This window comes from Phyllobacterium sp. MT110, assembly GCF_058792715.1.
Genome location: NZ_JBXAFE010000004.1, coordinates 236,058 through 251,107, shown reverse-complemented (window position 1 = coordinate 251,107; position 15,050 = coordinate 236,058). Strand labels below are relative to the sequence as shown.

Below are 15,050 nucleotides of genomic sequence, written 5' to 3'. Positions count from 1 at the left end.
CGATGAAAACCCAATCGATTTCATCTTACATGCTGGCCAATTCCACCCGGAATATCCTGGCCAAGGCGCAGGCAGACCTGATCAAGGCAAAGGAAGAGTCGACCACCGGATTCGTGTCCGACACCGGTCTCGCACTCGGCAGCCGGACGGGCCAGTCCATCTCCCTGCGCAAGGAGTTCGACCGGTTGACGGTTCTGACCGAAACGAACAATCTGATCGGCCAGCGCATGACGACATCGCAGAATGCGCTTGGCAATATGGTCAAGGGCGCGACGGATTTTCTCGGTACCGTGACCGCGCTGCGCGGTTCGTCCGACGGTCATTCGGTTGCCCTGGACAAGGCGAAAAGCGGTCTGCAGACCATGACGGGCCTCGCCAACACCAACTACAATGGCGAGTATGTCTTTGCCGGCGTGAACACGGACGTGCAGCCGATGGACGACTACTACGCCGCCGGCAGTCCGGCGCGCGCAGCCATCCAGACGGCTTTCCAGACGCAGTTCGGCTTTCCCATGACCGATCCGCAGGTGAAGAACATCACCGCCGATCAGATGAAGACCTTCCTCGACACCACGATGACCGCCCAGTTCAGCGCCGGCTCGTGGTCCAGCAACTGGTCGTCCGCGTCAGACACCGTCGTCAAAAGCCGGATCGCGCCGACGGAGCTGGCCGAGACCTCGGTCAGTGCCAACAATGCCGGGTTCCGGCAGATGGCGTTGAGCTACACCATGGTTGCCGAACTGAGCAATATCGGCTTGAACCAGGGCGCTTTCGATGCGGTCATGGACAAGGCGATCTCCACGACAACCCAGGCCGTCACCTCGCTGACCGGCGCACAGGCGTTTCTGGGTGATGCCCAGGCGCGGACCAAGGATGCGACGGACCGCCTGACCGTGCAGATCAAGGTGCTCAACAGCTCCGTTCTCGATCTGGAGGCCGTCGATCCCTATGAGGCGGCGAACCGCGTGAACGCACTCTCAAACCAGATCCAGGCTTCCTACGCCCTGACCGTCAAGCTGCAGAGCCTGAGCCTGCTCAACTACCTGAAATAGCTGTAGCGGGCGCGGTTGCCGCGCCCGTCTGCGCCGATACCGGAAAAACATATGTACCAGGCCCGATACAACGACATCATGGATGACGGCGCTGCCAGCGCCAAGGAGCGCGAACGCTCGCTGTTCGACCAGTCGATCATGATGCTGGAGGAAGCGCGCGACGAGGGCGCCTATTCCTTCAAGGGCATCGAAGCCGTGCATTTCACCTCGCGCCTGTGGGTGATCGTGATCGAAGATCTCGGCAGCCCGGAAAACGGCCTGCCGCCGCAATTGCGGGCGTCGCTGATCTCGATCGGCATCTATATCCTCAAGGAGCTTGAAGAGATCCGCCAGGGCCGGTCGACCGACTATGACGGCATTATCGAGATCACCAGAACCATTCGGGACGGGATCTGAACACCATGAAAATCACCCTGCGCGCCGGCGAGAAAGTCTATATCAACGGCGCTATCCTTTGTGCTGACCGCAAGGTTTCCCTCGAGTTTCTCAACGATGTGACGTTCCTGCTCGAGAGTCACGTCCTGCAGGCGGACGAGACGACGACGCCGCTGCGCCAGCTCTATTACGCCGCACAGATCATGCTGATCAATCCGCTGATCAGGAATGAAGCCAGCATCACCTTCAAGCGCATGCTGGCAAACCTTTTGGCCACCTTCGAAAATCCGCTGATGCTCAAGGAGCTGAAGCTGATCGACGAGATCGTCTGCAACGATCGGGTGTTCGAGGCGCTCAAGGCCATACGGCTGCTCTATCCGCTGGAGGCGCAAATCCTCTCCGGCGAGCTTGAAACCATTCATCCCACCCATTCGGATCAGCCAAACCGGCCGGAGGCAATCGCATGACCACCACACCTCCCATAGGATCATCAACCGGCAATACACCGGACACGTCCAAGACCGGCGGACCGAGCGTCGACTACCAGTCCTTCCTGAAGCTGCTCGTCGCGCAGATGAAGAACCAGGACCCGACGCAGCCGATGGACGGCACGCAATACGTCGCGCAGCTCGCGCAGTTCTCCAATGTCGAGCAGGCGACGCTGATGAACAAGAAGCTCGACCAGATTCTTGCCAGCGCCTCGCTTTCCCAGGCGGATGGCGTTATCGGCAAGACCGTCACCAGCGCCGACGGCAAGGTCACCGGCGTGGTGGAATCGGTCAAGATCTACAGCGACGGCATGATCGCCACGCTCAAGGGCGGGGCCACACTGCCGATCACCGCCGGCATCGTCATCAGTTGACAGCCCGCCGCCGACCATGAATGAGGCCGATGCGCTCGACATCGTCAACCAGGCGATCTGGACGGTGATTGTCGCCGCCGGCCCGGCCGTCGGCGCCGCAATGCTGGCGGGCGTCATCATTGCCCTGTTTCAGGCCCTGACCCAAATCCAGGAAGTCACGCTGACCTTCGTGCCGAAGATCATCGTCATTCTCGCTGTGCTTGCGCTGACCGCCCCCTTCGTCGGCTCGCAGATCAACACGCTGACCCTGCTCACCTATTCGCGGATCGAAAAGGGCTTTTGAGTCTTTGGTGCGTGGTTCGACAGGCTCACCATGAGGGAATCCAGCGCTCTGCAAAAATGCAACCTCCCTCATCCTGAGCTTGTCGAAGGGCGCACGACAGCTATGCAACGCATCCCTCATCACAAAAAATCACGCCAACTTATCCACCACATCCCAACCCGCATTATTCTCATCCCTGTCCTTTCCGGCGGGAATGCTTCCGGAAACCTTCGAAAGTCGGGAAAGGACCGGCGCTTCGGCCTCACAGGGAAGAAAACCTGTGCGGCCGGAGAGGGAGCGTTCAATGATGCCGCATTGAACGAAACCGGTTGCCGGGGCGGGTGGTCCCCAGGATCGCAAGCATAGCATACCAGAATACCCAAGACCCGCGTTCCAGGGACCGCCCGTCTTTCCCACCTTCTCAATGGCCAGACGCAATTGCGGGCGTGGCAACTGGTCGACGTGGCCGCTTTGGCTTCGCGTAAGCTTCGCTCCCTATGCTTGCTGTGATCATAGGAGAATGCTGTGCAACAGGCTGCCGTAAAGAAACTGGGCGACAAGGGCTATCTGACCGGCAGCGATGTCGGGCTGGCGCTTGGCATCGTCATCATTCTGACCGTGCTCTTTCTGCCCGTCTCGCCGATGGTGCTCGATATCGGCCTGGCCTTTTCCATTGCGCTCTCGGTTCTCATTCTCATGGTGTCCCTGTGGATCCAGCGCCCGCTCGATTTCTCTGCATTCCCGACGGTCCTGCTGATTGCCACCATGATGCGCCTGTCGCTCAACATCGCGACAACCCGCGTCATCCTCACCCACGGCGATGAAGGCTATGCCGCCGCCGGGCAGGTGATCCACGGTTTCTCCCAGTTCGTCATGGGCGGCGACTTCGTCATCGGCCTCGTGGTCTTTGCCATTCTGATCATCGTCAATTTTCTCGTCATCACCAAGGGCGCCACGCGCATCGCGGAAGTCGGCGCGCGGTTCACGCTCGATGCCATCCCCGGCAAGCAGATGGCAATCGATGCGGATCTTTCCTCCGGCCTGATCGACGAAAAGGAAGCGCAGCACCGCCGCCGCGAGCTGGAAGAGGAAAGCGCCTTCTTCGGCTCGATGGACGGTGCGTCGAAATTCGTGCGCGGCGATGCCATCGCCGGCCTCATCATCACCGCTGTCAATATTTTCGGCGGCATCATCATCGGCGTCACCCGCCACGGCATGGAAGTCAGCCAGGCGGCCGACGTCTTCACCAAGCTTTCCGTCGGTGACGGTCTGGTCACGCAGATTCCGGCGCTGATCGTCTCGCTGGCGGCGGGCCTGCTGGTGTCCAAGGGCGGCACGCGGGGCTCCACCGACAAGGCCGTCTTCGGCCAGCTCGGCGCCTATCCCAAGGCTCTGTTCGTGGCCGCGCTGCTGCTGTTCGTGCTGGGCGTGCTGCCGGGACTGCCTTCCTTTCCCTTCTTCGTTCTCGCCCTTGGTCTCGTCGCCATCGGCATTGCCGTTCCGCGCAAGATCGCCCGGGTGGCGGCAGCAGCCGTGGCCGAGCAGAACCAGAGGAAGAAAGAGGCGGAGGACGAGGATCGCAATTCCGTCCGCGCCTCGCTCGAAACCGCGCAGATCGAGCTGTGCCTCGGCAAGCAGCTGTCGACCCGCTTGATGGCCTCGCAGCTGGAGCTGGCGCACCGCGTCAACAAGATGCGCAAGAAATTCGCCACCGAATACGGCTTCGTGGTTCCCGAGATCAAGGTCACCGATGATTTCCTCATCCCGCCGAAGGTGTACCGCATCAAGATCCACGGCACCGTAGTGGTCTCGCAGGAACTGCGCGTCGGTGAAATCCTGGTGATCCCCGGCGACCGGCCCATTCCCGAAATTCCCGGCGAAGAGGTGCGCGAACCCGCCTTCGGCATGAAGGCCTATTCGGTGCCGGAAACCTTTGCCGCCGATCTGAAGCGCGACAACTACATGACCGTCGACAATCTCTCGGTGCTGCTGACGCACCTGAGCGAGATCGTCCGCAACAATCTGGCGCAGCTCCTGTCCTACAAGGACATGCGCGCTTTGCTCGACCGGCTCGGCCCGGAATACCGCAAGCTGCTTGACGACATCTGCCCCGTGCACCTGTCCTATTCCGGCCTGCAGGCCGTGCTCAAGCTGCTGCTGTCGGAGCGCGTATCGATCCGCAATCTCAACCTGATCCTGGAAGCCATCGCGGAAGTCGCGCCGCATATCCGCCGTGCGGAAATGATCGTCGAGCATGTGCGCATGCGCATGTCGCAGCAGATCTGCGGCGATCTGGCGGACAATGGCGTGCTCAGCGTGCTGCGCCTCGGCAACCGCTGGGACATGGTGTTCCACCAGAGCCTCAAGCGCGATGCCAAGGGCGAAATCGTCGAGTTCGACATCGATCCGCGCCTGCTCGAACAGTTCGGCACCGAAGCCAGCACCGCCATCCGCAAGCATCTGGACGCGGGCGAGCGCTTCGTGCTCGTCGCGTCGCCGGAAGCGCGCCCCTACATCCGCATGATCATCGAGCGGCTGTTCGCCACGCTGTCCGTGCTGTCCCATGTGGAGATTGCCCGTGGCGTCGAAGTGCGTTCGCTCGGCACGATCTCGTGAGGCCTTGATCGATGCTGCAGAACCTGGCGCTCAGCGACATGGTGATCGCCGCCTTTCTGGTGTTCGCCCGCGTCGGCTCGTGCCTTCTGATCATGCCGGGCATTTCCAGCCCGCGCATTCCCATGCAGATAAGGCTGTTTCTCGCCCTGACCTGTTCGCTGATGGTGGTGCCGCTGGTGTTCAAGCAGATGGCGCCGGTGGCCAATGCCGCGCCGCTGGTGCTGATGCGCATCATCCTTATCGAAGCCGTCGTGGGCGCGCTGATCGGCATCCTGGCGCGCATGTATTTCTGGGCCCTGCAGTTCATGGCCAACACCATCGCCATGGCGACGGGCTATTCCGGCGCGCCGGGGGCGGGCATCGAATCGGAGGAACCGCAGGCGGCCATCGCCACCATCGTCACCTTGTCGGCACTACTCATGTTCTTCGTGATGGATCTGCATCTCGAGGTGCTGCGCGCCCTGCTTTCATCCTATTCGGCCATTCCGGTGGATGGGGTTTTCCAGCCCGCAACCGCCATGGTCAACCTCACCGATACGCTGTCCAAGGCCTTCTTCAGCACCATCCGCATCGCCGCGCCGTTCATTGTCTTCGCCATCGTGGTGAATATTGCGGTCGGGCTGATCAACAAGCTGACGCCGACCATTCCCGTCTACTTCATCTCCATGCCGTTCGTTCTCGCCGGAGGCTTGATGCTTCTCTATTTCAGCATGCCGGATCTCCTGCGCTTCTTCACCAGCGAGGCCGGCACTTACCTTCGGAACTTCTGACATGAGCATCAGGCCCGGCTCGCGCCAATCCCTGCGCGGAATGATCAAACTGCAGCGGCTGACCAAGGCCCGGCACGAGATGGCGCTGGCGCGCCTGAATGCGCAGTCCTCGGCCATCGCGGAAGAGAATACGGCATTGTTCAGGATGCAGAACGACCGCTTCGAGAATGGCGCCGGGATCGTTCCGCCCGATCTCGTCATGAAACGGCTGGAAACCAACAAGGCGAAGCAGGCGGGCCTGTCCGAACGGATGGTGCGGGAAAAGCGCGATCTTTTGGCGGTGTCGCGCACCATCGATATTCTGTGCGACCGCCTGCGCCAGCTGGAACAGGCGCTGGAACGGGCCGCTGCTGCCGAGGAAATCGAGGAATATGTCATCCATACAATCGTTGGCGGCACAAGCCTCCCGTAAGTTTGGCGCGGTAAGGTACGAAGCATGAAACACGATGGGACAGTGACCGATGGCCATTAATCCACCTTCCGATCTGGTGCTGGATGTTGCCAATGCAGCCGATCCGGCAACCCTGCAGGCGTCGGTCGAGAAGCTTCGCAGCCTTGCAGCGGCGCGCGTCGAAGCCCAGACACGGCTGTCGCGCGAGACATTCGCGTCCATCCAGCAGGCCGGGACACCAACGGTTTCCGTCGGGAGCACCAGCGCGCCGGGCGCGCCGAACCCCGCCTACAAGAAATTCGAGTCGTTCATGCTGCAGTCCTTTGTCGAATCCATGTTTACCGGCGACAACCAGGCCGTGTTCGGCAAGGGCATCGCCGGTGATTACTGGAAATCCATGATGGCGGAGGCGGTGGCCAAGAAGATGGCCGATGCCGGCGGCATCGGCGTGGCGCGGATGCTGGAACAGCAAAGCGCCAACAAGGCGAAAAGCGCGGCGGCGAGCGCCGCGCCTGCGGTCTCCGGCGATCAGACCCCGGACCCGAATGTCATTTTGTACCAGATCGAACGGCAACTCATTCACAAGCAATTGAAGACGACGAAACCTCTTGACGCGATCAAACGGGGCTGATGCCGGCAAGATTGGAGGAAATGAATATGGATATAGTCAACGATAATGAAGAGAACGGCACCGTGATCGAACACGCTCCCCTTGTACCCGAGGTCGAACCGGCGCTTGAGCCAGTCCTCTTTGCCATCAAGCGCCTCGAAGAGGTCGTCGAGCGCGAAACCAAACTGCTGCTCGATGGCGAGACCATCGATCTTGCCGAAATCAACTCGCACAAGAGCCGTGGCCTGCGCGATTTCAACAAGGCGATGAACAAGGCTGCGAAAACCGCCGGGGTACCGGCGCTGAAATCGCTGCAGCCGGTGCTGGATGCCTTGAAGCAGAAGCTGGACCGCAATTGTGATGCCATCAAGCTGCATCTGCGTGCCGTGACCGAGCTGACCGGCCTCATCCGGGATGCGCTGGAAACGCAGGAAGCCGACGGCACCTATACCGCCCAGCAGATGAGGAACGGGCAAGGCGCATGATCCGTATTGTCCTGATCGGCCTCTGGATCTGCGGCGTGGCGCTGGGATCGCTGTATTTTGCCGTGTGGCAGAATTCGGCGACGGCGGCTGTGGCGTCGCAGAGCAAGGATGTGCTCGATTTCGGCAAGACCGACAGTTTCAGTGTCCCGATCATTCTGGACGGGGCAGTGGAAGGCTATATCGTGGTGCAGCTCGGCTACACGCTCGACAGCCGCGTCAAGGCCTCGGTCACCGTGCCCGTTGCGCCGTTCATCAATGATGAAATCTTCCGCCAGTTCTACGGCCGCTTTTCCGATGTGAAAGACGTGCAGAAGGTTGAATTTGCCAGCGTCAAGCAAGCGGTCATCGACGGGGTCAACGCCAAATTCCCCGAACCGCTGGTGCGCGATCTTCTGGTCGAACAGTTCAACTACATCACCGCCAAGGAAATCCGCGACCAGAACACCAAGGGCCTGCAGCGGCAGGCACCCGCGGCACCCTGATCCGCCTCACAGGGAATAGTATTTTCCGGCAAGGGCGCTGAGGACCGCTTCGCTCAGCGGTGTCACATTCGCATCCTCGATGAAGCGCACGCCGAAGTCGCCATCCCGGTGCCAGACAATCTCGGTCATCAGCGCCCCGCGATACTGGTCGTCGAACAGCCAGAAGCGGTTGGGAATGGTGCAGGGCCCCACGGTGCGGATGCGGGCGCCGCCGCCGGCAATGTTGTGAAAGTGGCACTCGGTCAGAAACTGGCCTTCAAGCGTTGCAAGCTTTCCTGAGCGCAGGCGTGTCCGCTTGCGTTCTTCAATACGCTTTTCCGTCTTGTGGCCGGATTCGGTTGGTGGCATCGATGGCTGGTCCAGCAAGGATTGATGGTCCGGCGCGAGTACGTATCCGGGATACATATTTCAAGCCGGTGGTTGTCCCTGATGGTCATAGTCTCAAACCATTGCAAAACCGTTATACCAAGTTGGCAAATGCGTGTGATGCGGACAGGCGCCTTGTCGTGGTGGGCAGGGCGCCTGTCCTTGATTGAACCGGTGTCAGCGGCGTGGCAGAAGCTTCTGGACCTCGTCGGCCGCGTTGTTCAGGGCTTCCTGCGGTGTGGCCGACTGTTCGACGACACGTGAGAGGTTGTCGACGATTGTCTGTGTCACCTTGACGCCATTGGTGCCGGGGAAGGCATACCAGGGGATCATGCGGTTCATCTGGTTGAGACCAGCCTGGAACAGCGGGTTCTGCTTGTAGAAATCGGCGAGATAGTCCGGCGACTTCGCAGCAAGTTCGTTGTTCGGCACATAGCCGGTGCCGGGAACCACCACCGAAGCGCCGTAGGGACCGGCGGCGAACTTGGCGAATTTCCATGCAGCCTGCTGCTTGGCGGCATCCTTGGTCAGGATGACGACGGCATTGCCGCCCGTAGGCAGATGACCCTTTTCCGGATTGAGCAGCGGCAGCGGGCCGGTGCGCAGGTCGAACTTCGTGCCGACATTCTTGATCGTGTTGCGCAGCGCGCCCGTGGTCTGGAAGGCAAAGCCCACCTTGCCGGCAACGAAGGCCTGTTCACCCGCCTGCTTGGTCAGGACGGGCATGCCGCCCTCCTTGACCAGACGGCTGACGAGGTTGAAGGCGGCGATGCCTTCCGGGCCGTTGAAGGCGACTTTCTTTTCATCCGGCGAAAGCATGGTGCCGCCGGCGCCGAACAGCAGGGCGGAGAACATCCAGTCATCGCCCTGCCAGCGGAAATCGATGCCTTCATTGCCGTTGCCGAGCGCCTTGACCTTGGCGCCGAGGGCAATGACCTCGTCCCAGGTCTTCGGCGGCTGGTCGGGATTGCCGCCCGCCTGCCGGATCAGGTCGGCGTTGTAGTACATGATCGGGTTGGAGGTGGCGAAGGCAAGGCCAACCTGCTGGTCGCCGACCTGGGCGAGGCGAAGGATGTTGTCGCTGAAGCCCTGGGCCGCCATATCAGGCTCCTTGGCGATCAGCGGCTTCATGTCGACGTTGACGCTGCGCTCGGCAATCATGCGCAGGCGGTTGAGGCCGATGAAGGTGATATCGGGCATTTCGGCGGTTCCCGCCTGCCGCAGGATCGTCTGGATGCCTTCCTCATAGGTGGCCGAGGGGCTGACGAAGCTGATCTTGATATCGGGGTTTTCTTCCATGAACTTCTTGGAGATGACATCCATCACATCCTTGAAGAAGCCGGGCATCGGGTAATGCACGTTCAGGGTGGTTTCCGCGAAAGCGGGAACACTGAACGCGGTGGCGATCGCGGCTGCCGCAATCGTCTTTCGGAAGAAGCTCATTGTTATCTCCTGGTCTTGGGAACGGTCAGCCTTTGAGGCCGGTGAGGGTGATGCCTTCGATGAAACGCCGCTGCGCCAGCAGGAAGGCTGCAACGAGCGGCAGGGTGATGATGAGGGTTGCGGCCATCAGCGCGCCGTAATCGTCGCCGGCTTCGGCGGCGCGGAAGAACAGGAGGCCCAAAGGCGGTGTCGCCCGTTCGCTGCCGGTGATGACGATGAGCGGCCAGAACAGGTCGTTCCAGTGCGCCACCACCGAGAAGATGGCGAAGGCGGTGACGGCCGGCCAGGCATTGGGAACGATCACCCGGTTGACGATGGCAAGCTCCGACATGCCATCGAGCCGGGCAGCCGAGATCAGGTCGTCCGGCATGGCGCGGAAAAACTGCAGGAACAGGAAGATGCCGAAGACCGAGATGAAAAACGGCGCGGACAGGGCAAAATAGCTGTTGAGCATGCCGGCCTTGTTCAGGGCCACATAGATGGGCAGGGCAGTGGCATGAATGGGGATGAGCAGCCCGAGCATGACAAGCGTCATCATCGTGCGGGCGGCGCGGAATTTCAGCTTGGCCATGGCATAGGCGCAGGGAATGGCGATGACCACCTGGAAGAAGAAGATCAGGCCGCAGACGACAAGCCCGTTCCACAGGAGCTGGCCCATCGGCACCCGGGTGAGCGCCTTGGCAAGGTTTTCCCACAGCGCCCAGTGCTGCGGCAAAAGGGTGAGCGAGGACGAAAAGATTTCCTCGCGGGATTTCGCCGCCGTGGAAATCATCCAGATATAGGGCGCCAGGAAGACGAGCGCACCGGCGGACAGGACACCGAGGCGCAGGTTGCGCATGGAGAAGAAGGCGGTGTTTTTCATGTGTAGTGCACCCGTCTGTCGAGAACCCGGTATTGGACGAGCATCAGCACGATGAGGAAAGCGAGGAAGATGACGGTCATGGCCGAGGCATAGCCGACGCGCAGATAGACGAAGCCCTCCTGATAGATGGTCCACAGAAGCACTTCCGAAGCCTTGTTCGGGCCGCCCTCGGTCAGCGTCTTGACCGTCTCGAACACCTTCACCGCATTGATCACGCTGATCGTGGCGACGAACAGGGTGGTCGGTCCGAGCATCGGCCAGGTGACGAGCCGGAAGCGCTCCCAGCTGCCCTTGGCGCCATCCACTTCCGCCGCGGCATAAAGTTCGCGCGGGATGGCGGTCAGGCCCGCAAGAAACAGCACCATGTTGAAACCGACCGACTGCCAGATGCCGATGATCGCCAGGCTGATCAGCACGGTGCTGCTGCTGCCGAGCCAGTTGGGACCGGCAATGCCGAGCATGGACAGCATGGCGTTGACCGGGCCGATGGTCGGGTGCAGCAGGTACTGGAACACCGTTGCCATGGCCACCAGCAGCGAGGCGACGGGCAGGAAGTACACGGTGCGGAAGAAGGCGCGGCCGCGCGTCTCGCTCTCGATGAGGAGAGCGACGCCAAGTCCGATGAACACGGAAAAGGGCGTGACGATGGCGGTATAGACGGCGGTGTTCTTCAGCGAGATGAGGAACGTCCGGTCGGCGAAGAGCTCGATATAATTGTCGAGGCCGATGAACTGGAAGTCGTCATAGCCGAGCTCATAATTGGTCAGGCTGAAGACAAAGACGGCGAGTGTCGGCAGCAATATCAGGACGATGATGAGCAGGATTGCCGGTGCAGCCAGCTGCCAGGCCACGCGCTCTTCGCGTTTGGCGGCGCGGATGGCCGCCTGCCGAGCAGTGGTCCGGCTGGCGGGAAGAAGATTGGGTATCGCGGTCTCATGCATCGACGGCAACCCTTGCCGTTGCCCGCAGCGGCACGCGCAGCCCGTCCTGCCCGAAGACGAGGCAGGCATCCCTGTCGATCTCGAGCGTGACCGGCGATCCCATACCCAGATGGGTGACGTCGGCCGGGGCGGCCTTGATGACAATGCCGTCCCCGGCGCCATCGGCCTGCGTTGTCACCAGCACTTCCGAGCCGAGGAACTCCAGCCGGGTGACGGTGGCGGCAATGCCCTTGGCGCCCTGCGGCCTCAGCCTGATGCGCTCCGGCCGGATTGCGAGCTGGACCGGCGTGCCGACCGGACCGGTGACGCCGTCGACCACGGCCTTGCCGCTGAAGAACACCGTGCCATTGTCCGCGGTCACGGCATCGATGATGTTGATGCGCGGGCTGCCGACAAACTTTGCCACCTCGACATGGCGCGGATCGTCATAGATCTCGGCAGGCGAGGCGAACTGCAGCACCTTGCCGCCCATCATCACGGCGACCCGGTCGGCCATGCTGAGGGCTTCCGACTGGTCGTGCGTGACGTAGATGGTCGGCACGCCGGTGCGCCGGTGCAGGTCGACGATCTCCGCGCGGGTGTGCACGCGCAGATTGGCGTCGAGATTGGAAAGCGGCTCGTCCATCAGGAACACGCCGGGCTGGCGCACCAGCGCCCGGGCGAGCGCCACGCGCTGGCGCTGGCCGCCGGACATCTGTCCCGGCTTGCGGTCGAGCAGGTGGTCGATCTTCAGGCTGGTTGCCGTGGCCAGCACCTGCTGTTTGATTGCCGCCTGCGCGGCGCTTCGGCCCGCGATGAAGCGGCCAAGCAACGGCATGCGCTGCAGGGTGGAAAGCGTGCGCATGGCCAGCGGCACGGCAATGTTCTGCTCGGCGGTCAGGTGCGGATAGAGCGCATAGGACTGGAACACCATCGCCACATTGCGGTCGGCCGGGTGCTCCGCCGTGATTTCGCGGTCGCCCATCCAGATGCTGCCGGCATCGCCATGGTCAAGACCGGCGGCAATGCGCAGCAAGGTGCTCTTGCCGCAACCGGATGGCCCGACGAGGGCGATGAACTCGCCGTCTTCCGCTTCGATGCTGACATCGTTCAGGATGCTGTTCGTGCCGTAGGACTTCGAGATGTTCCTGAGGGCGAACGCGCTCATGCGGCTGTCTCCGGTGCCTGCGCGATGCGTGCACGCGGATAGACCTCCTCGATGACGTCATCGAGGATGAAGCGCGAAAGGCTGCCGATCTCGACGATGTCTGTTGCAACCGTGTCGGTCAGCGTATGGATCGCCGCGCCGACAATGCGCTGGCCGGGCATGTCCCGCTCCATATCCCCGACGACGAACGACGAAGCCGGGGCCCAGACGAGACTGGTGTCGTTGTGCATGCCCTGCCAGGCGCGGTGCAGGTGCCCGCTGGCATGCAGGGCCACATCATATTCCCCGATCAGGTCGAGCAGCCGTTTGCGCGGCGCAGGGCGAACGCTCCAGTAACCGGTTTCGCCTTCGTCGGCCGCGTCGACAAACAAGGGTTTGTGCGCGAAGAGGGCGATGCGGCGGGTCTCCGCTTCGGCAAGCGCGTCCTCGAGCCAGTCGAACTGTTCTTCCTCTTCGAGGCTGTCATTGCCGAGGATCAGGCTGTTGAGGCCGACCAGCCGCCAGCCGTCCATGTCGTGAATCCAGCGGTCCGGTCCGACCATTTCGCGCCAGCGGTCGATGCGCGTGGCGTTGACCGGCTGCGGGCTGCCGGGCATGTGGCCGACGTCGTGGTTGCCGGGCAGGCTCAGGACCTTGACGGGAAGCGCGTTCAGCAATCCGGCGGAGAAGGCCAGGTCATCCTCGATATCCGCGCCGTCGATGGACAGATCGCCCGTGTGCACCACCAGGTCCGGTTTCTGCTCCGCGACCCATTGGGCCAGAGGTGACCAGTTGGCGTTGAAATGGGCCTTGGAAGGGCTGAGGTGAGTGTCGGTGATCTGGATGATCCGCACAGGATATCTCTCTTCAAAATCGAACAATGGGGGCGCATGTGGTGCTGGGGGAAAGCCATTTTCGACCCGACCCGGCGCGGGGTCTTCTTAGGCTTGGTCTGTGACAGCTGCGTTTCAAGCCAATGACAATTCAATGAACCTCGTTGCCCCATGCGGGGCGGACAGGGCGGATAGGCCGGCCGCAATTTCTGCTCAATCAGCGGTGAAGATCACGCCGTTCACCATGGTTGTTTACACCTTGTCAACCTCGGCCTCAGTAGTCTCAACCGACGCCCAACCCGTTGAATTATGCCCTTCGCCCCTTTCGCATGGAGATCCCGCAATGCTCCTTGGTTTCGCTCGTCAAAGCCTGTTGTACCGCGTCAGAACGCTTGCGCTGGCCTGTGCCCTTGCCACCGGTTTGGCGGGCGCGGCGCAGGCAGCGGACCAGCCTTGGCTGGTGCTCGACGTGCCGACCGGCAAGGTCCTAGGCGAGGGCAACGGCTATGCGCCGCACGGACCGGCCTCGCTGGCTAAGATGATGACGCTTTATCTAACCTTCGAGGCGATCCGGAAGGGCAAGCTGAAGTGGGATGATCGTATCGTCATGTCGGCCAACGCTGCCCGCAAGATTCCGGCGAAGCTGTGGATGCGCGGCGGCGATACGCTGAGCGTGCGCGAAGCCGTGGATGCCATGATCATCCTTTCGGCCAATGATGCGGCTTCCGCTATGGGTGAGCATCTGGCCGGATCGGAGGCGCGTTTTGCACAGCAGATGACCCAGCGTGCACGGCAGCTTGGTCTCAGAAACACGGTGTTCCGCAACGCATCCGGCCTGACGGAAAAGGGACAGACGACAACGGCGCGGGATATGGCCGTGCTGGGCGTGGCCGTGATGCGCGATTTCCCCAAGGAATATGGTCTTTTCTCGCAGCGGTCCTTCGTCTTCCGCGGCAAGCAGATCAACGGTCACAACAATCTGATGTATCGCTATGCCGGCGTTGACGGGATCAAGACCGGCTATACCGACGCTTCAGGTTTCAATCTCGTATCCTCGTTCACTGACAACAACAGGCATATTGTCGGCGTTGTCCTCGGCGGCAAGACCGGCCGGTCGCGTGATGACCGGATGGCGGAGCTTTTGACCCAGTACATGCCGCTTGCAAGCGATGCGGGCAAACGTGGCAATAATCTTATTGCCAAAGCCGAACCGCAGCGCAAACCCGGCATTGCCGAACTTATCGATGAATCCGCCATCGAGCAGGGCGACGGTGGTCTTCAGCCTTTGAAAACAAGCGGCCAGTGGAATATCCAGATCGGTGCGGTGGATACGCGCGCCGATGCCAACCGGCTGCTGGGCAAGGCGGATCAGCTGGTCCGTTCGATTTTGCCCGAGGCCAAGGGTTATATTGAACCCGCAGCCAAGCGCTTTCGGGTGCGGTTTGGTGGTTTCACGGATCTACAGGCTGCAAGTGCCGCCTGTTCCGAACTGAAGCGCCGCTCGTTCGCCTGTATTGCATCGCGCATGTGATTAAAAATAGACGTCTATTCGCTTTAAATCAGACGGTAAATGA

At 61.4% G+C, this 15,050-nt stretch carries 18 protein-coding genes; 12 read left to right on the top strand and 6 right to left on the bottom strand.

The features are described 5' to 3' along the window. Positions 1-2 precede the first annotated feature (2 nt). From AC1Q5O_RS19005 to AC1Q5O_RS18955, 11 genes are all read left to right on the top strand, one after another. A complete protein-coding gene (locus AC1Q5O_RS19005; RefSeq protein ID WP_464664422.1) occupies positions 3-1,052 on the top strand; it encodes a flagellar hook-associated family protein in 1,050 nt (349 codons plus the stop codon). A gap of 51 nt (positions 1,053-1,103) precedes the next feature. Beyond that, on the top strand, positions 1,104-1,448 hold the full coding sequence (flaF, locus tag AC1Q5O_RS19000) for a flagellar biosynthesis regulator FlaF (protein ID WP_223615462.1): 345 nt from the start codon (positions 1,104-1,106) through the stop codon (positions 1,446-1,448). Between the two features lie 5 nt (positions 1,449-1,453). After that, positions 1,454-1,894, top strand: a complete 441-nt coding sequence (flbT, locus tag AC1Q5O_RS18995) for a flagellar biosynthesis repressor FlbT (protein ID WP_472459733.1) — start codon at positions 1,454-1,456, stop codon at positions 1,892-1,894. Beyond that, the gene (gene flgD / locus AC1Q5O_RS18990; RefSeq protein WP_472459734.1) at positions 1,891-2,289 is read left to right on the top strand and encodes a flagellar hook assembly protein FlgD; all 399 of its coding nucleotides are present in this window, start codon (positions 1,891-1,893) and stop codon (positions 2,287-2,289) included. Before flbT ends, flgD begins: the two co-directional genes overlap by 4 nt. A gap of 16 nt (positions 2,290-2,305) precedes the next feature. Continuing rightward, on the top strand, positions 2,306-2,572 hold the full coding sequence (locus tag AC1Q5O_RS18985; protein WP_105735188.1) for a flagellar biosynthetic protein FliQ: 267 nt from the start codon (positions 2,306-2,308) through the stop codon (positions 2,570-2,572). A gap of 504 nt (positions 2,573-3,076) precedes the next feature. Next, entirely contained in the window at positions 3,077-5,167 is a 2,091-nt protein-coding gene (gene flhA / locus AC1Q5O_RS18980; protein WP_464664419.1) for a flagellar biosynthesis protein FlhA, read from the top strand. 11 nt (positions 5,168-5,178) lie between these two features. Beyond that, positions 5,179-5,937, top strand: coding sequence for a flagellar biosynthetic protein FliR (gene fliR, locus AC1Q5O_RS18975; RefSeq protein ID WP_223615458.1), 759 nt, complete (start codon positions 5,179-5,181; stop codon positions 5,935-5,937). Position 5,938: 1 nt separating this feature from the next. Beyond that, positions 5,939-6,349 carry a hypothetical protein gene (locus AC1Q5O_RS18970; protein ID WP_492565102.1) on the top strand — a complete coding sequence of 137 codons (411 nt, stop codon included), beginning with the start codon at positions 5,939-5,941 and terminating at the stop codon, positions 6,347-6,349. Between the two features lie 49 nt (positions 6,350-6,398). Beyond that, complete coding sequence (locus AC1Q5O_RS18965; protein WP_403184608.1) at positions 6,399-6,959, top strand: rod-binding protein; 561 nt, start codon at positions 6,399-6,401, stop codon at positions 6,957-6,959. A 26-nt stretch (positions 6,960-6,985) separates the two neighbouring features. Further along, positions 6,986-7,423 (top strand): flagellar protein FlgN, encoded by a 438-nt coding sequence (locus tag AC1Q5O_RS18960; protein WP_308526412.1) that lies wholly within the window; start codon positions 6,986-6,988, stop codon positions 7,421-7,423. Continuing rightward, complete coding sequence (locus AC1Q5O_RS18955; RefSeq protein ID WP_492565099.1) at positions 7,420-7,905, top strand: hypothetical protein; 486 nt, start codon at positions 7,420-7,422, stop codon at positions 7,903-7,905. Before AC1Q5O_RS18960 ends, AC1Q5O_RS18955 begins: the two co-directional genes overlap by 4 nt. 6 nt (positions 7,906-7,911) lie before the next feature. On the opposite strand, the gene AC1Q5O_RS18950 is transcribed toward AC1Q5O_RS18955, so the two are convergent. The 6 genes from AC1Q5O_RS18950 to AC1Q5O_RS18925 form a co-directional block, all read right to left on the bottom strand. Next, positions 7,912-8,253, bottom strand: a complete 342-nt coding sequence (locus AC1Q5O_RS18950) for a PilZ domain-containing protein (RefSeq protein ID WP_346307662.1) — start codon at positions 8,251-8,253, stop codon at positions 7,912-7,914. Positions 8,254-8,448: 195 nt separating this feature from the next. Next, positions 8,449-9,714 carry an ABC transporter substrate-binding protein gene (locus AC1Q5O_RS18945; protein ID WP_472459738.1) on the bottom strand — a complete coding sequence of 422 codons (1,266 nt, stop codon included), beginning with the start codon at positions 9,712-9,714 and terminating at the stop codon, positions 8,449-8,451. Positions 9,715-9,739: 25 nt separating this feature from the next. Beyond that, positions 9,740-10,576, bottom strand: coding sequence for a carbohydrate ABC transporter permease (locus tag AC1Q5O_RS18940; RefSeq protein ID WP_492565096.1), 837 nt, complete (start codon positions 10,574-10,576; stop codon positions 9,740-9,742). Continuing rightward, positions 10,573-11,517, bottom strand: coding sequence for a carbohydrate ABC transporter permease (locus tag AC1Q5O_RS18935; protein ID WP_492565095.1), 945 nt, complete (start codon positions 11,515-11,517; stop codon positions 10,573-10,575). The genes AC1Q5O_RS18940 and AC1Q5O_RS18935 overlap by 4 nt, the downstream gene beginning before the upstream one ends. Further along, on the bottom strand, positions 11,510-12,664 hold the full coding sequence (locus AC1Q5O_RS18930; RefSeq protein ID WP_346307666.1) for an ABC transporter ATP-binding protein: 1,155 nt from the start codon (positions 12,662-12,664) through the stop codon (positions 11,510-11,512). The genes AC1Q5O_RS18935 and AC1Q5O_RS18930 overlap by 8 nt, the downstream gene beginning before the upstream one ends. Then, on the bottom strand, positions 12,661-13,497 hold the full coding sequence (locus AC1Q5O_RS18925; RefSeq protein WP_492565094.1) for a metallophosphoesterase family protein: 837 nt from the start codon (positions 13,495-13,497) through the stop codon (positions 12,661-12,663). The genes AC1Q5O_RS18930 and AC1Q5O_RS18925 overlap by 4 nt, the downstream gene beginning before the upstream one ends. A gap of 322 nt (positions 13,498-13,819) precedes the next feature. Between AC1Q5O_RS18925 and AC1Q5O_RS18920 the strand changes: the two genes are divergently transcribed. After that, a complete protein-coding gene (locus tag AC1Q5O_RS18920) occupies positions 13,820-15,007 on the top strand; it encodes a serine hydrolase (protein ID WP_492565092.1) in 1,188 nt (395 codons plus the stop codon). Positions 15,008-15,050 lie beyond the last annotated feature (43 nt).